This is a genomic window from Neopusillimonas aromaticivorans (genome assembly GCF_030344915.1).
Classification (GTDB): domain Bacteria; phylum Pseudomonadota; class Gammaproteobacteria; order Burkholderiales; family Burkholderiaceae_B; genus Neopusillimonas; species Neopusillimonas aromaticivorans.
On sequence record NZ_CP128233.1, the window covers coordinates 260,566 to 281,073 of the forward strand.

12 protein-coding genes and 7 pseudogenes are annotated in these 20,508 nt (G+C 58.2%); 3 read left to right on the forward strand and 16 right to left on the reverse strand.

Annotation, left to right across the window (positions count from 1 at the left end):
* Positions 1 to 3: 3 nt before the first annotated feature.
* From rpiA to alr, 11 genes and pseudogenes are all read right to left on the reverse strand, one after another.
* A pseudogene (gene rpiA, locus N7E01_RS01335) lies at positions 4 to 683 on the reverse strand (ribose-5-phosphate isomerase RpiA).
* A gap of 3 nt (positions 684 to 686) precedes the next feature.
* Positions 687 to 1,046 (reverse strand): Spx/MgsR family RNA polymerase-binding regulatory protein, encoded by a 360-nt coding sequence (locus N7E01_RS01340; protein WP_289174231.1) that lies wholly within the window; start codon positions 1,044 to 1,046, stop codon positions 687 to 689.
* Positions 1,043 to 1,842, reverse strand: a pseudogene (locus N7E01_RS01345) (ABC transporter permease subunit). Before N7E01_RS01345 ends, N7E01_RS01340 begins: the two are co-directional and overlap by 4 nt.
* Before the next feature lie 6 nt (positions 1,843 to 1,848).
* Positions 1,849 to 2,746: pseudogene (locus N7E01_RS01350) on the reverse strand (ABC transporter permease subunit); the annotation flags it as partial.
* A gap of 5 nt (positions 2,747 to 2,751) precedes the next feature.
* Positions 2,752 to 3,882, reverse strand: coding sequence for an ABC transporter ATP-binding protein (locus N7E01_RS01355; RefSeq protein WP_289174233.1), 1,131 nt, complete (start codon positions 3,880 to 3,882; stop codon positions 2,752 to 2,754).
* A gap of 3 nt (positions 3,883 to 3,885) precedes the next feature.
* Positions 3,886 to 4,953 (reverse strand): polyamine ABC transporter substrate-binding protein, encoded by a 1,068-nt coding sequence (locus N7E01_RS01360; RefSeq protein ID WP_289175704.1) that lies wholly within the window; start codon positions 4,951 to 4,953, stop codon positions 3,886 to 3,888.
* A gap of 102 nt (positions 4,954 to 5,055) precedes the next feature.
* Entirely contained in the window at positions 5,056 to 5,793 is a 738-nt protein-coding gene (locus tag N7E01_RS01365) for a 3-deoxy-D-manno-octulosonic acid kinase (protein ID WP_289174234.1), read from the reverse strand.
* 20 nt (positions 5,794 to 5,813) lie between these two features.
* A pseudogene (locus N7E01_RS01370) lies at positions 5,814 to 8,318 on the reverse strand (ABC transporter permease).
* Between the two features lie 20 nt (positions 8,319 to 8,338).
* Positions 8,339 to 9,702: pseudogene (gene radA / locus N7E01_RS01375) on the reverse strand (DNA repair protein RadA).
* Between the two features lie 13 nt (positions 9,703 to 9,715).
* Positions 9,716 to 10,438, reverse strand: a complete 723-nt coding sequence (locus N7E01_RS01380) for an SDR family oxidoreductase (RefSeq protein ID WP_289174236.1) — start codon at positions 10,436 to 10,438, stop codon at positions 9,716 to 9,718.
* Between the two features lie 24 nt (positions 10,439 to 10,462).
* The gene (gene alr / locus N7E01_RS01385; protein WP_289174238.1) at positions 10,463 to 11,593 is read right to left on the reverse strand and encodes an alanine racemase; all 1,131 of its coding nucleotides are present in this window, start codon (positions 11,591 to 11,593) and stop codon (positions 10,463 to 10,465) included.
* 79 nt (positions 11,594 to 11,672) lie between these two features.
* On the opposite strand from alr, the gene hpnC reads away from it, so the two are divergent.
* From hpnC to hpnE, 3 genes and pseudogenes are all read left to right on the forward strand, one after another.
* On the forward strand, positions 11,673 to 12,527 hold the full coding sequence (gene hpnC, locus N7E01_RS01390) for a squalene synthase HpnC (protein WP_289174240.1): 855 nt from the start codon (positions 11,673 to 11,675) through the stop codon (positions 12,525 to 12,527).
* Positions 12,524 to 13,386: pseudogene (gene hpnD, locus N7E01_RS01395) on the forward strand (presqualene diphosphate synthase HpnD). Before hpnC ends, hpnD begins: the two are co-directional and overlap by 4 nt.
* Positions 13,383 to 14,699: a hydroxysqualene dehydroxylase HpnE gene (gene hpnE, locus N7E01_RS01400; RefSeq protein WP_289174243.1), complete on the forward strand. Its 1,317-nt coding sequence runs from the start codon at positions 13,383 to 13,385 to the stop codon at positions 14,697 to 14,699. The pseudogene hpnD and the gene hpnE overlap by 4 nt, the downstream one beginning before the upstream one ends.
* 2 nt (positions 14,700 to 14,701) lie before the next feature.
* Here the strand turns inward: hpnE and N7E01_RS01405 are convergent, their stop codons facing one another.
* The 5 genes and pseudogenes from N7E01_RS01405 to alaC form a co-directional block, all read right to left on the reverse strand.
* The gene (locus N7E01_RS01405) at positions 14,702 to 15,880 is read right to left on the reverse strand and encodes an SPM autocatalytic domain-containing protein (RefSeq protein ID WP_289174245.1); all 1,179 of its coding nucleotides are present in this window, start codon (positions 15,878 to 15,880) and stop codon (positions 14,702 to 14,704) included.
* Between the two features lie 225 nt (positions 15,881 to 16,105).
* Positions 16,106 to 16,492, reverse strand: a complete 387-nt coding sequence (crcB, locus tag N7E01_RS01410) for a fluoride efflux transporter CrcB (protein ID WP_289174247.1) — start codon at positions 16,490 to 16,492, stop codon at positions 16,106 to 16,108.
* Between the two features lie 81 nt (positions 16,493 to 16,573).
* Positions 16,574 to 17,982, reverse strand: a pseudogene (gene thrC / locus N7E01_RS01415) (threonine synthase).
* Positions 17,979 to 19,283, reverse strand: a complete 1,305-nt coding sequence (locus tag N7E01_RS01420) for a homoserine dehydrogenase (protein WP_289174249.1) — start codon at positions 19,281 to 19,283, stop codon at positions 17,979 to 17,981. The pseudogene thrC and the gene N7E01_RS01420 overlap by 4 nt, the downstream one beginning before the upstream one ends.
* Positions 19,280 to 20,467 carry an alanine transaminase gene (gene alaC, locus N7E01_RS01425; protein ID WP_289174253.1) on the reverse strand — a complete coding sequence of 396 codons (1,188 nt, stop codon included), beginning with the start codon at positions 20,465 to 20,467 and terminating at the stop codon, positions 19,280 to 19,282. The genes N7E01_RS01420 and alaC overlap by 4 nt, the downstream gene beginning before the upstream one ends.
* Positions 20,468 to 20,508 lie beyond the last annotated feature (41 nt).

Genomic DNA, 20,508 nt, shown 5'->3' on the forward strand with positions numbered 1-20,508 from the left:
TTGTTAAGCCTTGGGTTTGAGTGTCACAACGCCGTCCTGGGTTGACATTAAAGCGACAGTCGCCCCCGAGATGGCAAACAGACCACACGTCACGACCCCGGGATGTTGTTGATGATGGCTTCGAGCTCGGCAGGCTGACGGATGCGCAAACCGGCGACATCAAGAATGACGCAACCGTTATCGGTGACGAACCCCTCGCGCAACTGCGGTTCGCCGCCAAGCGCACGCAAACGACGAGCGACCGATTCACGCGCCATCGGAATGACCTCGACCGGCAATGCAAAGGCCCCCAGGCAGTCGACGAATTTGGATTCATCGACAATGCAAACGAACTGATCAGCCACCGACGCCACGATTTTCTCACGGGTAAGTGCCCCGCCCCCGCCCTTGATCATGCTCAAACCGGCATCGATTTCGTCTGCGCCATCAACATACACCGGCACCTGAGTGACGTCATTCAGGTCGAATACGGTAATGCCATGACCTTCAAGACGCCGGGTACTGCGTTCGGAGCTGGACACTGTGCCACGGAATTTTTGTTTATGTACGGCCAATGCGTCGATGAACAGATCGGCCGTTGAACCCGACCCGATACCCACAATGACGTCTGGCCCCAGCAATGGCAAGACGTAATCAACCGCTGCCTGGGCAACGTTCTGCTTGAGTTCGTTTTGAGAAAGCATGTTTTACCCCAGTAGTTCAGAATATTTTTTGTCAGAAAAACCAACGGCAACCGTACCATCGGGCTTGACCAGTACGGGACGCTTGACCAGCGTGGGTGCTGCGGCAATAAGATCGAGATACCCCTGCGGCGTACTGACCGCCTTTTCAGCCTCTGACAGCGTGCGCCAGGTGGTTGATGCACGATTCACGAGCTTGTCCCAACCGCCCAGAGCCTGGGCCCACTGTGTCAGCACTTCAGGAGCAACCGGCTGGTCACGATAGTCGATGAATTCGAATGGCAACCCATTCTGGCCCAGCCAGGCCTGCGCCTTGACGCACGTGCTGCAACGTTTCAGGCCGAACAGTTTCAAAGGTTGTGTCATTTTGCTTCTCCGCGCCATTGCAGCCGGCTGGCGACAATGACAAAAATACCGACAACCAGAATGAACAAGGTCGCCAGTGCATTGATTTCAGGTTTGAGCCCCAGACGCACCCGGGAAAACACCTCGAGCGGCAAGGTGGTATAGCCCGGCCCCGACAAGAACGACGCAATCACCACATCATCGAGAGAAAGGGTGAACGCCAGCAACCACGCGGCCAACAGGGCCGGGGCGATCAGCGGAACCGTGATCAGGAAAAATACCCGGGCCGGGCTGGCCCCCAGATCGAGGGCGGCTTCTTCCAGTGAGCGATCAAGATCACGAATACGCGACTGAATGACAATGGCCACATACGCGACACACAAGGTGACATGTCCGACCCAGATGGTGAACATGCCGGTTCCTTCTGGCCAACCCAGCCACTGGCCCATTTCAACAAACAGCAATAACAAGGAAATACCCAGCACCACTTCGGGAATGACCAACGGTGCGCTGAGCATGCCGATATACAAGGTGAACCCCTGAATCGGCCCATGCGCGCCAGCACATACCCTGCCCACGTGCCGATAATGACGGCGGCTGTTGCGGTAAGCGCAGCGATTTTTAATGAAAGAAACGCCGCGCTGAGCAAAGCGCGATCATTGAACAATTCCAGATACCAACGAAATGAAAACCCTGACCAGGAGGTCATGAGGGCGGAGTCGTTGAACGAAAAAACCATCAGGCAGGCGATGGGCACATACAGGAACGCATACCCCAGCGTCAGCGCAATGGCCTTCAACGTACGGTCAGGCTGCATCACCACCCCTTTACCGGCATTCATTTGCTCAAGCTGGTTACGCTGGAAAATGACCAGCGGCACCAGCAAAATGGCCACCATAACCACCGTAACGGCGGCGGCCATCGGCCAATCGGTATTGTTGAAAAATTCGGTCCACATGATGCGGCCCATCATGAGCGTATCGGCCCCGCCCAGCATTTCCGGAATGACATATTCACCCACTGTGGGGATGAACACCAGCATGCCGCCGGCAATCACGCCCGGCAGCGACAACGGTAACGTCACCTTGAAGAACGCCGTAAAAGGACGAGCACCCAGGTCGTAAGCCGCTTCAAGCAGGCGACGATCGAGTTTGACCAGATTGGCATAAAGCGGCAGGATGAAAAACGGCAGATAGGCGTAAACCAACCCAATGTAGACCGCCAGATCAGTGCGGTAGATTTCCAGCGGCGTATCGATGACACCCAGCCACAAAAGGAAGTTGTTCAGCAGCCCGTCGTTACGCAAAATACCCACCCAGGCGTAGACCCGCAACAACAATGACGTCCAGAACGGCAGCACGACAGCCAACAACAACAGATTGCGGGCCCGGGGCTGGATTGCGCAATGTAATAGGCCATCGGATAGCCGATCAGGGCACAGCATAGCGTGGTGATCGCCGCCACCTTGATGGAATTCAGGTAGGTCGCAATGTACAGGCTGTCGGTAAACAGCAGGTAATAGGCGTTCAGGTGCAGCCCCAGCTTCAGGGTGTAGTCTTCCAGCTGAGCCAGCGGCGTGTACGGGGGATACCAAAACGCAGGTCGGCAAAACTGATCTTGAATACCAGCAAAAACGGCACAAGCAAGAACAGCGCCATCCAGAGAAAGGGCGGCAAAATCGCAAGACGCCGCGATAACAGGCGACGAGACCAGGCTGGCATTGGCTTCATGACGGCAGCACCGTTGCACTATCGGCCGCCCAGCTGACATAGACCTCGTCTTCAACGGCCGGCGCTGTGGCCGGGTCCTGTACCATCAGGGGCACATTGGCCTCAAGCATGAAACCGGAATCAAGGCGAACCTGATAACGCACATAACTGCCCATCCAGGCCACATGGCTGACGATCCCGTGCGCCCAGTTACCCTCGACCAGCGGCTGCTCACGCAGCACGCGGATATGTTCCGGCCTGATCGAGACGTGAACATCCATACCGAGGGGCTCACTGACCCCATGCGAAACGAACAAGGGGCGACTGAGCTGATCGCTTTCTATCACGATGTGATCGGGCTCATCGACCGTGATGCGGCCGTCAAACAGGTTGGTCGAACCGATGAACCCGGCCACAAAGCGCGAATTCGGAAAGGTGTAAACGTCTTGCGGTGTGCCGCACTGAATGATCTGCCCCTCGGTCATGACCGCCAGACGATCCGCCATGGTCATAGATTCTTCCTGGTCATGGGTCACCATGATGCACGTGACCCCTACCTGCTCCAGGATCTTCACCAGCTCGACCTGGGTTTTCTGGCGGATTTGCTTGTCGAGTGCCGACATGGGTTCGTCAAGCAGCAACAACTTGGGCCGCTTGACCAGGCTGCGAGCCAGCGCCACACGCTGTTGCTGCCCGCCCGATAACTGATGCGGCTTGCGACGCGAATACGCCGCCATCTGCACCAGATCGAGTGCTTCGAAAACCCGTTCGTGGATTTCGTTGCGCGGCACCCCTTCCTGCTTGAGCCCGAACGCCACGTTGGCTTCAATCGTCATGTGCGGAAACAGCGCATACGACTGGAACATCATGTTCACGGGACGGCGATAAGGAGGCAAGGCGGTGATGTCTTCGTTGTCCAGGTAGATACGGCCTGAGGTCGGTTGCTCAAAACCGGCCAGCATGCGCAACAACGTTGACTTGCCACAACCGGAACTGCCCAGCAGGGCGAAGATTTCACCGCGTCGCACGGACAGGTTGACCGACTGAACGGCAACCGTATCGCCAAAAATCTTGACGACGTCCTCGACACGAACGAATTCGTCGGCATCGGCCGACCAGGTGCTGCCTGCACTGCGATTATCTGTCATGGTTTAACGGCCTGATTTCAGCGCTGCCCACATCCGCGTCTGGATGCGCTTTGCAACAAGGGGCTGGGATTTGATCACGAACAACGAACGCGCCACCTCGGGTGGCGGATAAATCATGGGATTGCTGGCCACTTCTTCGACCACAAAGTCACGCGCCGACTTGTTCGCATTCGGGTAGAACATTTCATTGGTGATGGCGGCATGCACTTGCGGCGTTTCAATGTAATTGATAAAAGCGTGGGCTTCATCAACATTACGGGCGTCGGCCGGTATCGCCATGGTGTCAAACCAGGCCGGCGCACCGCCCTCGGGAATGACGTAATCGATCTCGAAAGGTTTACCCGCCTCTTTGGCACGCGAACGGGCAATCATGATGTCGCCCGAAAAACCATACACCATGCACAAGTCACCCGAGGCCAGCTCATCGATATAACCCGACGAACTGAACTGACGAATGTAAGGACGGATCTGCTTGAGGACCTCGAGCGCGGCCGCGTAGTCTTCCGTACTGTGGCTGTTGGGGTCTTTGCCAAGGTAATTGAGTACCGCCGGAAACACCTGCGCGGCCTCGTCAAGAATGGAAATGCCACAGCTTCGCAATTTCTGCGCGTATTCGGGCTTGAACAGAATATCCCAACTGTTCAACGGGGCATCGGGGCCGAGAATTTCACGCACCTTGGTCACATTGAAACCGAGACCATTGGTGCCATAACCCCAGGGCACCAGATACTGGTTACCCGGGTCTACCGCAGCGACCAGGGCCATGAGGTCCGGGTCAAGGTGTTTCAGATTGGGCAGTTTCGATTTATCGAGTTTCTGGAACAACCCCGCCTCGATCTGGCGCGCGGCGTAGTGAGTGGAAGGCACAACAATGTCGTAGCCCGACTTGCCTGTCAGAAGCTTGGCCTGCAAGGTATCGTTGCTGTCGTAAACATCGTATCGGATGCGGATACCGGTCTCGCGTTCAAAACCCGGAAGCGTATCGGGTGCCGTATATTCAGCCCAGTTATAAACGTTCAACACCTGCGCCTGCACGGGCATTACAAGCAGCGCCGCCCCGGCCAACAGCATGATTTTAGCGACCAGACGAGAGATCATGACCGACAAACCTTGACAAGAATTTTCAGGAAAGGCGTGATGATAGCGCCTTTTTAACCGCAGAACCCGCTGTTTTCAGGTGGCAGACAGCTGCCGGTACGCCACATCAAGAGCGTGTGCAAAAGACTGGCCCAACGCACCCTGCTTGCCTAATGAACGATACAGCCGTACCAGATTTGCCCGACGTCGGGCTGTCGTCATGCGACACACACGCCCGCGATCAAAGTCAATCAGCCAGACCCGACCGGCCGGATCGAGCAGAATATTAAAGGCATTCAGATCAGCATGCCAGACATTGGCGTCGTGCACGCGCAAAATGGCAGCGGCCACGCGAATCGGGTCGGCGACATCCAGTGACCGGGCCAGCGTGGTGGCCCCGTGGATGCGCGCCACCACAATAGCCGCCCGATACACCATGCCCGCACGCCACCACGCCGCCCCCAAAGGCTCGGGTACCGGCAACCCCTGGCGCACCATGCGATCGAGCAATGCAAACTCTGCAAAGGAGCGGGTGCGTTCAACCCCTTGCCACAGATAATGTTGCTGGCTGATACGGGCTACCAGGCCGCCACGGCGATAATGGCGAAGCACTGCACTTTCCCAAGGCCCCTGCACAAACCAGGCGGCCTGACGCCCACCGACCTGCACCGGTACTGCCTGCAATAATGCCTGAGCCGGGTCAAACCACAGCGCCGGGCTTTCATTTCGGGCCCGGGTTGCCAGTCGGGCAGCCAGGCGCAACCCGCCGGCATCGATCGGGATATCGACCCAGTCGGGTGCGTTCAGGCTATTGGATGGCGACGATAAGGACATGGCGACGAGAAGCAAACAGCTCAGGACATTGTCCGCAGGGACAACAACGGCGGCGTTTTCAGGATACCCCGCAACGCCAGATTACCCGCCAGCAGCGCCGCCAGAATACCTGCCATGCTACCCACCAGCCAGGGCCAGAGCGGCCAGGTAAAACTGATCTCGATGACCCATTCGGCCAGTACCCAGGCGATGGCGACGGCACCGAAACTGGCCAGCAAACCAGACAACCCGCCAATCAGGACAAGCTCGACGGCCATGGCCACCGACAACTGTCGTGAGTTCGCACCCAGCATGCGCAAAATGGCCACTTCACGCATGCGCTCGTCGCGGGTTGAGAAAACGCAGCCGCAAGCACCAGAACACCCGCCGCAATGGTGAACACAAAGAGCGTCTGAACGGCTTTGACCACCTGATCAAGAATGAACTTGAGCTGTGTCAGCATGGAACCCACATCAAAAACTGTCAGGTTGGGAAACTGGTGGACCAGATCCTGGACCAGGCCCGATTTATCAGGAGGCAAATAAAACGCCGTCAGATAAGACGTCGGGGCATAATCAAGTACCCCGGGCGACATCAAGGCAAAAAAATTGACATCGAAGGAGTCCCACTTGACCGACCGCAAACTGCTTACCCGAACAACCACCTGCTCGCCGGCAATGTCAAACCCCAGTTCATCGCCCAAACCGACGCCCAGCGTATCGGCAACCCCGGACTCCAGTGAAACCTCAGGGGCAGTGACGTCAAGCCAGCGACCGGCGACCACCCGATTGCTTTGCGGGAGATCGGCACGCCATGACAAGTTGAATTCGCGGTCAATCATGCGTTGCGCACGCGGGCTGCTGTAACTGCGCGAATCGACCGGCTGGCGATTGATCGTGACCAACCGCCCCCGCACCATGGGCGCTGGCGCATCAAGGACAATACCTGCCGACTTCAGGCGAGCCTGGACGGCGTCGCGCTGACCGGGCTGAATATTGATCAGGAACGTATTGGGTGCGTCATCAGGCAAGGCATTTTGCCAGCCTTGCAACAGGTCGGTGCGGGTGATGCTGAGCAACAGCAGAATCAGCAGCCCGACAGACAAGGCGCACACCTGGGCAACCACCAGGGACGTTCTGCGCGCAATACCCGCCAGCGCGAACCGCAACACGGAAGGTGCTCCGGTCTGCTGACGGAAATAGCCCAGAGCGGCAACTCCCAGCCAGGCCAACTGGCTGCATACGGCCAGCACCACAAGAACGCCACCGACAATGACTGCACTCAGCATCACGTCGGAGGACACCCATAGGGCCAATGCAAAAAACCGGCCAACCCAAGCACATAGGGTGTCGCACGATATTTAAGCGGCGTACCGGAATCCTGGCGCAGCACACGCGCCGGTGCAACACGGCCCAATTCAGCCAGCGGAGCCAGGGCAAACCCCAGCAAGAGCAATAGCCCGGTCACAAAACCCTGTCCTGCCGGATGCCACGAAGGTGACGGCAGCGGCGTGTCGAACACCACGGCGACAGCAGCAACCAGCACTTCATGCACGGCATAACCCAGCAGCACGCCGAGTGCCGAAGCCCCGATGGAAAACACCAGGAATTCGACAAGCAGCGCCCACTGGAGCTGACGCCGCGCTGCGCCCAGGCAGCGCATAATGGCCATACCGTCCCGGTGACGCAGCTGGTAGCGGCGCGTGGCAAGAGCCACCGCCACCGCAGCAATCATCACCGTCAGCAAAGCCACAAGCATCAGAAATTGATGTGCACGTTGCAGCGAACCCCGGATTTCGGGGCTGGCATCGTCAATGGACTGCAAACGCTGGCCCGGTGTCAGGGCATTCTCAAGCCAGACGCGATAACCGGCCAATGTATAGCCCGAACCGGCCACCAGCATCCCGTAACGTGCCCGGCTTCCCAAACCCAACAGGCCCGTTGCCTCCAGGTCGGAAGCGTTGATCATGACACGGGGCGCCACATTGACAAAGCGCACCCCGCGATCAGGCTCGTAGGCAATGACACCACTGATTTTCATGGACAAGTCGCCGACATCAAGCGCACCGCCGGGCTCAACGGACAGCAGCGTCAGGATCTGTGGGTCAACCCATACCGTACCCGGCTCGGGTGCCCGATCTGCCAGTCGTGTTTGCCCATCGCCGACGTCAAGCCGCAGACCCGGGTAAAGCGGGTAACCATCGGACACCGCCCTGACCGATGCCAGACGAACCCCGCTTTGCGTACCCACCATGGACGGGAAAGACACCGTAAGCGCCGTTTCAAGACCGGCACCCTGTGCGCGTGCCATGAAGAGTTCAGGCACTGGGGCATCCGCCTCAAGTGCAAGGTCACCCCCAGCATCTGGACCGAATTGCTGGTCAGGGCCTGACTGACGCGGTCTGCCAGAAAACCAACACTGGTAACAGCAACCACTGCAATAACCAACGCCAGCAAAAGGATGTTGAGCTCGCCCGAACGCCAGTCACGTCGTAACGCAGACAGCCCCAGACGCCAGGCGGAACCTTGATGGTTTCTAACGGACATACGACCTCTTTTTCAGCACACTAGAACGCACTTTCACGCAGACGGGCAATGGCGGCGTCAATGCGGTCAACGGCCCAGACCTCAAGACCCGGTATGGGCTGACGCGGTGCATTGGCTTTCGGGATGAGGGCGATCTTGAACCCGAGTTTGGCGGCCTCTTTGAGGCGCTCTTGCCCCCGCGGTGCCGGACGGATCTCGCCGGCCAGACCCACCTCGCCAAAGGCCAGCAAACCCGCCGGCAGCGGACGATTGTGCAACGATGACAAAATGGCCAGCAACACCGGCAAATCGGCTGCTGGCTCGGTGATTTTGACGCCGCCAACCGCATTGACGAAAACGTCCTGGTCATGCGTCACTACCCCGGCGTGACGGTGCAGCACCGCCAGCAGCATGGCCAGACGCGTCCCTTCAAGGCCTACGCTGATCCGGCGCGGGTTGGGCGCGTGCGCCGTATCAACCAAGGCCTGGATTTCAACCAGCAAGGGCCGCGTACCCTCTTGGGTGGCCATCACGCATGACCCCGCCACGCTTTGATCGTGCTGCGACAAGAACAAGGCCGACGGGTTGCTGACCCCTTTGAGGCCACGGTCAGTCATGGCAAACACACCCAGTTCATTGACCGCACCAAACCGGTTCTTGAACGCCCTCACCAAACGAAACGACGAATGGGTGTCGCCTTCAAAGTAGAGCACGGTATCAACGATGTGTTCGAGCACGCGGGGCCCGGCCAGCGCCCCTTCTTTGGTAACGTGACCGATGAACACGAGTGTGATGCCCGTTTGCTTGGCCATACGGGTCAGCTGCGCCGCACATTCTCGCACTTGCGATACCGAACCCGGTGCCGCAGACAACTCGGCTGAATACAACGTCTGTATGGAGTCGATAACGGCAACCGCCGGCTTTTGTGCCGTCAGTGTCGCCATGATGGCATCGAGCCTGATTTCTGCCAGAAGACTGACTTTGCCGGTACTCAGTTCAAGCCGGCGAGCCCGCAAGGCCACTTGCTCGGCAGATTCCTCACCTGTGACATAAAGCACCGGTACCTGCTGTGACAGCGTTGCCATCGCCTGAAGCAGCAAGGTCGATTTACCCACCCCGGATCACCGCCGATGAGTATGACCGCACCGGGTACGAGGCCACCGCCCAGAACCCGGTCAAACTCGGCTATGCCGGATGGCTGGCGCGGCAGTTCACGGGCTTCGATATCGGCCAGCACCTGCACCGGACTGGCCCCGGCCAGCGACGCATAACGGTGCGATGCCGCAGGCGCTTCAAGCGTCTCGACCAGGGTATTCCAGGACCCGCAATGGGGACACTTGCCTTCCCATTTGAGGCTGGTACCGCCGCAGTCGGAACACACAAAATTGGTTTTTGATTTGGCCATGACCGGGCTGCGCTTACACCTGGCGACCGGCCAGGCTGCTGCCACCATCAACGCCCAGAACCTGACCCGTGATGAAACCCGCTTCGGCCGACAACAGGAACAAGACGGCGGCAGCAACATCGGCCGGCTGACCCAGACGCCGCAACGGCACCGAGGCAATCGCGCGCTTTTCTGCGTCACTGCCTACCGGATGCTGTTCGCGGAATGTAAGGGTTTCAACCGCACCGGGCGAAACCGCGTTGACGGTAATGCCATACTCGGCCAGTTCAAGCGCCCAGGTTTTGGTGCAGGCAATGAGGGCGTTCTTGGCGGCGGCAAAACTGGTCTGGTTCGCAGACCCGTGGGCACTGGAGCCACAGATATTGATAATGCGCCCTTCACGACGCGTTTTCATGGACGCCACAAACGCTTGCGTGACCTGGACAGCGACACGCACATTCAGATCAAACACCGAATAAAGCGACGCCAGATCGACATCACCCAGAGGCTCATCGCGAATGACACCGACATTGTTGACAATGGCGTCAACCGGATACTTTTCACGAATCATGCGCAAAATATCCTCGGTTTCACCCGCATTGCTGAGGTCACAGGCATACAGGTAACCGGGGAAATCAATGTCTTGCGTGTTGCGCGCCAGGCCCACAACATGGCAACCCATATCGGCAAGACGCTGACTGATTGCCCAGCCAATTCCGCGGGTTGCCCCGGTAACAAGTACGCATTTGTTTTTCACGAGCCGTCCTTCGTAATGTTGATTTCAGGAAACCACCAACTTCGGAACGCGTGGTGCCACCGCGCATAGTAATTCATAACCAATTGTGCCAGCCGCGCTGGCGACTTCATCGACCGTCGGGCCATTCTGACCCCACAAAACCACGTCATCGCCGACCCGGGCCTGTGGTACAGGCCCCAGGTCGACCGTCAGCATGTCCATGGAAACTCGCCCCAGCAAACGGGTACGTACCCCGGCCACACTGACCGGAGTACCGGTAGGTGCATGACGCGGATAGCCATCAGCGTAACCGCAGGCGACAACACCAATGCGCATGGGCTGTTCAGCCACAAAGATATGCCCATAGCCCACGCCTTCACCTGGCCCGATTGAACGCACGCTAATCAGCCTGGACGACAGCGTCTGGCCAGGCTTGAGCTCCAGATCGGCGCTGGTCTGCTGCGTAAACGGGGACGAACCATACAAACAGATACCGGGTCGCACCCATTGTTCGGCAGTATCTGGCAAGGACAACCAATAGGCCGGCGTCAGACTGGCCGCTGAATTACACATGCTGTCAGGACCGGGAAGCCCGTGGGTAGCCTCGGCAAACACGCGAATTTGCGCATTCGTCAGGTCGTGTGCCTCGTCGGCGCGTGCGAAATGGGTCATTTTGCCGATGCGGCCCACTGTGCCCGACCGCTGCAAACCCGTGACGCTATCCCAGGCCGACCGGAACCGGTCTGGCTCAAACCCCAGACGATTCATACCCGTGTTCAACTTCAGAAACACATTGACAGGCTTGTTTACCTTGACGGCCGACAACATATCCAGTTGCGTCTGACAATGCACGGTGGCATCAAGCGAATACTGGCTGAACAGGTTAATATCGGCCGCATCGAAGAAACCCTCGAGCAGCAAAATGGGCTTCACCCACCCTGCCTCGCGACAGGCAATGGCCTCGGCCAGATCAAGCATGGCCAGGCCATCGGCCTGATCAAATGCCCTGAGAGCATTGTGAATGCCGTGTCCGTAGGCATTGGCCTTGATTACCGCCCAGATTTTCGGGCGTACGCGACGGTGTTCAGTACTGATACGATCGAGCTGGTTGCGTACAACAGCCAGGTTGTGAGTTAAAAACGGCAACGAAATTGTTGCCGAAATCGGACGTGGCATGACTTCTCCCTAATAACGGAAGTCTAATCCAACTGGCGTGCCCGCGCTTGGCATCCTGTAAAAATTCAAAACAATTTTCATGGCGGTAAATCACTACGAAAACTTCCCTGTTGCCTCGGTACTTGTCCCTGGTCACATACGCCGTGCCGTGGTCGACATTTACCGCTTTGCCCGCAACGCTGACGACATCGCCGATGAAGGCGATGCCCTGGCGCAGGCGCGGCTGGATGGCTTGCAAGCCTACCGACACGCACTGGATCACCTTGCGGGTCAAACGCCGGATCCGATCACTGCGCAGCTGGCCGAAGTTTTCGAACCGTTAGGCGAAAGCATTGCAAAACACCGGCTGTCGCTGCAACCGTTCTACGATTTGCTGTCGGCATTTTCGCAAGATGTTGTCATCACCCGCTACGACGACGACGCGCAATTATTTGACTACTGTCGGCGCTCGGCCAACCCGGTCGGCCATCTGATGCTGCAGCTGTACGATGCAGCGACCCCTTTGAACCTGACCCAGGCCGATGCCATTTGCACCGGCTTGCAACTGACCAATTTCTGGCAAGACATCGCGATTGACTGGGCCAAGAACCGCGTGTACCTGCCGCAGGCCCGGTTGACCCAGTTTGGTGTCAGCGAACAGCACATTGCCCATGGCCGCGTCGACGAACGCTGGCAGGCACTGATGCGGCATCAGGTGGGTCAGGCCCGGGCGCTGCTGCTTTCAGGATATTCCCTGCCCGGGCGCCTTCCGATGCGGCTGGCTCTTGAGTTGCGCATGGTCATTGAAGGCGGTTTGCGCATTCTGGAACGCCTGGACGATTTAAACTACGACATGTTCAACCATCGGCCCACCCTGAAACCCCGCGACTGGTTCGTTGTTCTGGGTCGGGCAATTATGCGCAGATCAGCGCCCAAACCTTCAGGCCACGCATGAGCCCCGACGATTATTGCCAGAACAAGGCCACAAAAAGTGGCTCAAGCTTTTATTACGCGTTTTTATTTCTGCCCCCGAACGCCGGCGCGCCATCACCGCACTCTACGCCTTTTGTCGCGAAGTGGATGACGTGGTGGATGAATGCCACGACCCTTCGGTAGCCCGCCAGACCCTGGCCTGGTGGCATCAGCAGGTTGACGCACTGTTTGCCGGGAAAGCCGAGCACCCGGTCATGAAAGCACTGATGCCGCACCTTGAATCGTGCCGTATTACGGCCGCGCGGCTGCATGCCGTGATTGATGGCATGGAAATGGACCTGGACCAAAGCCGTTATCTTGACTGGCCTGGCCTGCAGAAATACTGCTGGCACGCAGCAGGGGCCGTCGGTGAACTGTCAGTGGGGGTATTCGGCTACCAGGACGAAAATACCCTGGTCTACGCCGACAAGCTGGGCCTGGCCTTCCAGCTGACCAACATCATTCGCGATGTGGGCGATGATGCCCGGCGCGGGCGCATTTACCTGCCGATCGACGAGCTGCAGCAGTTTGATGTCAAGGCTTCGGAAATTCTGAACCGCCAATACTCCGACCGCTTCGTTGCCCTGATGCAATTCCAGACAGAACGAGCCAAAACCTATTACCGCGAAGCGCTCGCAGCCCTGCCCGAGATCGACCGGCGCAACCAGCGCTCGGGGCTGGCGATGGCAGCCATTTACCACGCCCTGCTGCTCGAAATCGAACGTGATCGCTGGCAGGTACTTGACCAGCGCGTTTCACTGACGCCGATCCGCAAGTTCTGGCTGGCCTGGAAAACCTGGGTAACCGGTGGCAAACGGCTGGCCAAACAGTTTGCCCAATGAACGTCGGCATCATCGGTGCGGGCTGGGCCGGGCTTGCTGCGGCCGTTTCACTGCGCGATGCGGGCCACACTGTTGCGGTTCATGAGGCCTCGGGTACTTTGGGTGGGCGAGCCCGTGCCGTCGATCGTCCTGAATTCGCCGCAATGCTGGATAACGGACAGCACATCCTGCTGGGAGCCTATCACCACACTCTGAGCCTGATGCAACGACTGGGTCTGAATACTGAAACCGCGTTCGTACGTCAACCGCTCGCGTTGAAAGCTGCCGACCACTCGTTCGAACTGCGCTGCGTCGACTTGCCTTCGCCGTGGCACGCCGCTGTAGGGGTTTTTCGGGCCAGAGGCTGGAACCTGTCAGAGAAACTGGCATTGACGCGTGCGATTCTGCGCCTCAAAAACCGACGATGGACGGTCGTGCCCGACCAGAGCGTGTCCTGCTGGCTTGAACGGCACCGCCAACCCGCCAGGATCATTCAACGATTCTGGGAACCCTTGTGCCTTGCCGCCCTGAACACACCCTTGCACGATGCCAGTATCGACATGCTGGCCCGGGTTCTCGGTGACAGCCTGGATGCCGGACGACACGCCAGCGATGTACTGATCCCGACAACCGACCTTTCCGATCTGTGGGCCAATCATGTCCCCGGGGACATCACGACACATCGCCGCTCGACCATACGGCAAATCACCCGTGAAGGATCCGGCTATCGTCTTGACGGAAGCTATTCTTACGATGCCCTTGTGGTGGCAACAGCGCCGGCCTCGGCCCACCGACTGCTGGCGGGCCTGCCGCAGATACCACACGCCACGCCATTGCTTGAGTCGCTTTCAGCGTTTGCGCCGGTACCGATCGCCACACTGACCCTGGCGCTGGAACGCCCCTGGTATGACTTGCCAGACAACATGCTGATGCTGGACGACCAGGCACACCCGGGCGCCCTGGGGCAATGGCTGTTCAACCATGCCCATATTGCCGCAACACCCCAACGCAAGCACCTGCTCTGTGTGGTTATCAGTGATTGCCGAGCCCTGATGACGCTGGACCGGCATGAAGCTATTGAACAACTGCTACGCCAGATACGCACGCAAACCGCCCATTGCAACGCCATGCCACGCATTACGGGTCACACTCTGATCATTGAAAAACGTGCAACGTTTGCAGCAACGCCGGGCCTGACGCGGCCCGATAATGCGTCTCCCTGGAATAACCTGATGGTAGCCGGCGACTGGACCGACACCGGCTACCCCGCCGTACTGGAAGGCGCCGTTCGCAGCGGACAACGGGCCGCCGCCCTGCTGTGTCAGGGCTATTGACGTCAGACGACCAGATCGACCTGCTGCAACGTACCCAGTCGGCCGTCTTCACCAACATACAACCCCGTACCCCGGACCTGGCCGTGCATGGTGTTGTCACGTCCCTTGAGATCAAACGGGGTTTCGGCCTGCCCGAGATACAAGGCCCCCACCTTGCGTTGCGCCAATGACGTCAACTGGTCTTCACCCTGACCGTCTTTGGTCCAGATCAACAATTGCGCAAACACACTGTCAGCCTCGTCGATCCAGCCGTTGCCGTCTTCATCGTATTGGGCAAGGTCGGCAAAACCATTACCGCTTTGGGTACCGAATAATTCAGACCCGTCATCAATGATGCCATTGCCATTTCTGTCGAGCGCCAGGAAACCGCTGGCACCGCCCACAAACGAGATTGTGTCGTCGACACCATCGCTGTCGATATCAAACGCAAATTTCTGATCGGTCAGTTGCGCTGCCGTGCCACCAAAATTGATGACCAACGGATCTTTGCGGACCCCGTCACCGGCGCGCAGGGAAAACGTGCTTTCGCTGGCGAACTCCCGTGTCATTTGCATGGAGACACTGAACTGCAGGGTTTTGCCATCTGCGGTGCGAATGACCCCTTCTGCCGAGAATGAGGTCTGCTCGAATTCGTAGACGGATTCACGACGGTCATATTCAATACCCCACCCTTGAGGTTGATCGGCCTGGGTCGGCACAGACCCTGCCTGCGCAGGAACCGATGCGGCCGCACCGGCCGCCTGCGTCAATTCCGAAGCATCCATCAGCTTGACCTTGCGCCCCGTGAACGCCTCGATCAGTGTGACCAGCAGCTTGAGCTTGGGATCAGAGTCGATGGCCTCAGCACTGGGCATCAACCGCATCAGCCCCGGCGGCCTCTTGGCCAGATAATTCACCACCAACCGGACGACTGGCGGCAGAACCGGTATTCCCCCTTGCACTGGCGCTGATGACGGGGATTGGGAAGCCGCCTGCAACAACGCCTGACGTGCCGCCTCCGAAATACTCACGTTGCTGCCAGGGAGCGCCGCTGAGCGGCCCGCTGCACCATTGACGGCCTCTTGCCCTTCAAAATCAGGGCGCTGGTTACCCACCCAGGCCCGCATCGTCTCTTGAACCGATACCTGGCTGACGCGGGTATGCTGACTGGCAAACGCAATGTTTGAACTTTCGATTTTCATGTCTCGGGTCCTGTTAAGGCGGATACCGAAGGCGTAGCCACCGAAGCAAGGCCCTCATGTTCAAACAGTAACGACAGATCGCGACAATTGTTTAATCACAGGTCAGGCGACCAGCCTGATGACGAAGCAATAAACCAGCCCAGGTACTCGTCACTTTACGTAGTGAATCGGGCCGACACCATGCCCCCGAACGCCTCGACAGGATATGCGCGCTGGCCTGAAGGATCAGGCCAATACACGCTGTACGGAATAAAACCCCAGTGCGGTCAGGGCCAACGAGCCTGCCAGACTGATGAAGGCATAACCCAATGCCGCCAGCCAATCGCCCCGCTGCAGCAGACCGATGGTTTCGGCAGAAAATGTAGAGAATGTGGTCAGGCCACCCAGAAACCCGGTGATCATGAACAGCTTGAGCCAGTCGGGCGCCGCAGGCCACTGCACGACCAACGCCAGAAGCAGACCGATGGCATACGCACCCAGGCCATTGGCCGCCAGTGTGCCCCACGGCAAGACCGCCCCCGAGTGATTCAGCCACAGGCCAAGCAACCAGCGGCCGATGGCCCCCAAGGCCGCGCCTGCACCTACGGCCAGCAAGTGTGCAAACGTTATCATGGCCGGCGACTACCCAAACAAACGGATTGATCAGGTGAGCCGGCCACAGACATGCTTGCCACTACGTACGCTGCCCGCAGCCTACAACTGTGCGTGCTGCTCGATGTAGCGACGCACCAGAGCCACGTCGCAATCCATGATTTCGACTTTTTGCGGCAAGGACGCCAGATGCCCCAGTGCGCAGGGGGTGGCGCGGGCTGACCAATGGCCTCGACAATGGTGTCGTTGAACTTGGCAGGCAATGCCGTTTCAAGCACCAGCATGGGGACACCCGCTTCGACAAAGGGCCGTGCCACCTTGACGCCATCGGCCGTATGCGGGTCGATGATAACGCCCGTGGCTTCGTGTACCGCACGAATTGTAGCCAGACGGTCGGCATGGCTGCTGACACCGGCCACGAAACCATAACGCGACTCGAACAAGGGCTTGAGATCGGAAAGATCAAACTCGCCCTGAGTGCCCAACTGCTGCCATAACGACGCCACGCGAGCCGCATCCTGACCGACCAGGTCGAATACAAACCGCTCGAAGTTGGACGCCCGGGAGATATCCATGGAAGGACTGGAAGTGGCGTGCGTTTGCGCAGCCGAACGCGGTCGGTACACACCGGTACGGAAAAACTCTTCGAGCACATTGTTTTCGTTGGTAGCCAGCACCAGACGACGCACAGGCAAACCCATTTCACGGGCCAGATGACCCGAAAGAATGTTGCCGAAATTACCCGAAGGGACAGCAAACGACACCTGCTGACCCGGACCGGTAGTAACGCGCAACCAGCCCCAGAAGTAGTACACCACCTGAGCGGCAATACGCGCCCAGTTGATTGAATTGACAGCCCCCAGATGGTAGCGCGACTTGAAGTCAAGATCGCTGCCCAGTGCCTTGACGATATCCTGGCACTCGTCGAACACACCCTTTACCGCGATGTTATGAATGTTTTCATCTTGCAGGGAGTACATCTGGGCGCGCTGGAAATCGCTCATGCGGCCCTGAGGCGACAACATGAAAACCGACACCCCTTTCTTGCCGCGCAAGGCATATTCGGCGGCGGAACCGGTATCACCCGAGGTTGCACCCAGAATATTGAGTGTGGTGTTGCGACGCGCCAGAACGTATTCAAACACTTGCCCGAGAAACTGCATGGCCATGTCTTTGAAGGCCAGGGTTGGGCCCTGCGACAAGCCCAACAAGCTTAACCCGCCATCAAGCGGCTTGACCGGAACAATATCGGGCGAATCAAATGCATCGGTGGTATAGGCTGCCGCAGTGAGCTTTGCGAGGTCGGCACGCGGAATATCATCGATGAACAGGCCCAGAACCTCGGTGGCCAGTTGCGGATACGACAGCGTGCGCCAGGACTCAAGCGTTTCAGCTGAAATTTTTGGCAGCGATTCGGGCAGGGCCAGCCCGCCATCGGGGGCCAGGCCTTCGAGCAGAATGTCAGAAAACTGCAGTGGCGCCATACCGCCACGGGTTGAACGGTATTTCATTGGAGGCTTTCCACGCGAAGACGTGTCACATGAGACTTGACGAAAGGCAAGGCCTGAATCTCTTCCAGGGCACGGTTGACATTGCCTTCACGGGCCTGATGCGACAGGAAAATGATATCGGCATCGTCGGGACCATGCGGTTCCTGGAACATGGACCCGATCGAGATCTGGTGATCGGCCAAAACACGCGCCAGATCGGCAAGAACGCCCGGGCGGTCATCAACGCGCAAGCGCAGATAGTACGACGAAACGACGTCATCCATGGAAAGAATCGGCGTGTCGGCCATGGCACCCGGCTGGAACGCCAACGGCGGCACATGGTGGCCCGGATCAGCCAACAGCAAACGGGTCACATCGACCAGGTCAGCCACCACCGCCGAAGCCGTAGGTAATTCACCCGCACCCTGGCCGTAATACAGGGTAGGCCCAACCATGTCACCATAGACTTGCACCGCGTTCATGGCGCCCTCGACGCTGGACAGCAGGCGTTCGGCAGGAATAAGTGTGGGGTGAACACGCAACTCAATGCCGTTCTCGCAACGACGGGTAATACCCAGCAGCTTGATACGGTAACCGAGACGTTCTGCGTGCTCGATGTCTTCTTTGGCCAGACCGGTAATGCCTTCGATGTGAACCTTGCTGAACTGGACGGGGATACCGAAGGCCAGCGAAGCCAACAGGCTGAGCTTGTGGGCAGCATCGACACCTTCAATATCGAACGTCGGGTCGGCTTCGGCGTAGCCCAGCCGCTGGGCATCGGCAAGGGCTTCGTTGAACGACAGCCCTTTGAAGCGCATTTCAGAAAGAATATAGTTGGTTGTGCCGTTAATGATACCGGCGACCCACTGAATGCGATTGGCCGACAAGCCTTCGCGAATCGCCTTGATGATAGGGATACCACCGGCCACGGCGGCTTCGAACGCAACCATCAGGCCCTTGGCCTGGGCCGCCGCGAAAATCTCGTTGCCATGCTTGGCCAGCAAAGCCTTGTTGGCCGTCACCACGTGCTTACCCTGGGCAATGGCCTCGTTGACCAATTCCCGGGCGATACCATCGCCACCGATGAGTTCGACCACAACATCGATATCGGGGTGACGCACCACCTCAAAGGCATCAGAGGTGACCAGTACATTGTCACCCACTTCCTGGCGCACGGCATCAACGTTAAGAGCGCCAACCGCAACCACCTCGATTTTGCGGCCCGCCCGACGGGCAATTTCTTCGGCATTGCGGACAAGTACCTTGAACGTACCGCCACCGACAACACCAAAACCCAACAAACCTACTTTTACAGGACTCATTTGATCAACCCGTCTTTACGAAACATTTCTTTAATGCCGCGTACCGCCTGGCGTGTACGCTGCTCGTTTTCAATCAGTGCAAAGCGCACATATTCGTCGCCATACTCGCCAAACCCGACCCCCGGCGAAACCGCCACCTTGGCCTGCTCGAGCAATTTCTTGGCAAACTCGAGCGAACCCAGCGCACGGTAAGGCTCGGGAATACGCGCCCAGATGTACATGGACGCCTTGGGAATATCGACCATCCAGCCGGCCTCGTGCAGGCCTTTGGCCAGGACATCACGCCGGTTGCGGTACTGTTCGACCACTTCGGCCACGCAGTCTTGCGGGCCTTCGAGTGCCGTGATGGCCGCCACCTGGATAGGTGTAAACGTGCCATAGTCGTGGTAGCTCTTGATGCGGGCCAATGCATTGACCAGTTCGGCGTTACCCACCATGAACCCCACACGCCAGCCGGCCATGTTGTAACTTTTGCTCATGGTGAAAAATTCAACCGCAACATCGCGCGCACCCGGCACCTGCATGATGGAAGGCGCCACATAACCGTCGAAGCAGATATCGGCGTAGGCCAGGTCGTGCACCACCAGAATATTGTGCTCTTTGGCCAGTGCCACGACCCGTTCGAAGAAGGACAACTCGACACATTGCGCCGTAGGATTGCTGGGAAAGCCCAGAATCATCATCTTTGGCTTGGGAATGGATTCTTTGACTGAACGCTCGATTTCTTCAAAGAAATCGAGCCCCGGTGTCATGGGCACCGAACGAATGTTGGCACCTGCAATAACCGCCCCGTAAATATGGATGGGATAACTGGGATTCGGCACCAGTACGGTATCGCCGCGGTCAAGAGTCGCCAGCATCAGGTGCGCCAGACCTTCTTTGGAGCCAATGGTGACAATGGCTTCGGAATCGGGGTCAATGCTGACCCCGTAACGCCGGTCGTACCAGCCGGAAATAGCCCGGCGCAAACGCGGAATACCCTTGGAAACCGAGTAACCGTGGGTATCGGGGCGCGAAACGACTTCGACGAGTTTGTCGACAATGTGCTTTGGTGTGGAACCATCGGGGTTCCCCATCGACATGTCAATGATGTCCTCGCCACGACGGCGCGCCGCCATCTTGAGCTCGCCAGTAATATTGAAAACATACGGCGGCAAACGCTCAATGCGAGGAAAATTCGTCATGGTAATTCCTTGGGGGTTAAAAGAGGCTTGTAAGCGAAAAA

Bases quoted from the DNA above. Each gene is read 5' to 3' on its own strand.
- N7E01_RS01340 (WP_289174231.1), bottom strand. From the start codon at position 1,046: ATGACACAACCTTTGAAACTGTTCGGCCTGAAACGTTGCAGCACGTGC.
- N7E01_RS01355 (WP_289174233.1), bottom strand. From the start codon at position 3,882: ATGACAGATAATCGCAGTGCAGGCAGCACCTGGTCGGCCGATGCCGAC.
- N7E01_RS01360 (WP_289175704.1), bottom strand. From the start codon at position 4,953: ATGCTGTTGGCCGGGGCGGCGCTGCTTGTAATGCCCGTGCAGGCGCAG.
- N7E01_RS01365 (WP_289174234.1), bottom strand. From the start codon at position 5,793: ATGTCCTTATCGTCGCCATCCAATAGCCTGAACGCACCCGACTGGGTC.
- alr (WP_289174238.1), bottom strand. From the start codon at position 11,593: ATGCCACGTCCGATTTCGGCAACAATTTCGTTGCCGTTTTTAACTCAC.
- hpnC (WP_289174240.1), top strand. From the start codon at position 11,673: ATGGCGGTAAATCACTACGAAAACTTCCCTGTTGCCTCGGTACTTGTC.
- hpnE (WP_289174243.1), top strand. From the start codon at position 13,383: ATGAACGTCGGCATCATCGGTGCGGGCTGGGCCGGGCTTGCTGCGGCC.
- N7E01_RS01405 (WP_289174245.1), bottom strand. From the start codon at position 15,880: ATGAAAATCGAAAGTTCAAACATTGCGTTTGCCAGTCAGCATACCCGC.
- crcB (WP_289174247.1), bottom strand. From the start codon at position 16,492: ATGATAACGTTTGCACACTTGCTGGCCGTAGGTGCAGGCGCGGCCTTG.
- N7E01_RS01420 (WP_289174249.1), bottom strand. From the start codon at position 19,283: ATGAGTCCTGTAAAAGTAGGTTTGTTGGGTTTTGGTGTTGTCGGTGGC.
- alaC (WP_289174253.1), bottom strand. From the start codon at position 20,467: ATGACGAATTTTCCTCGCATTGAGCGTTTGCCGCCGTATGTTTTCAAT.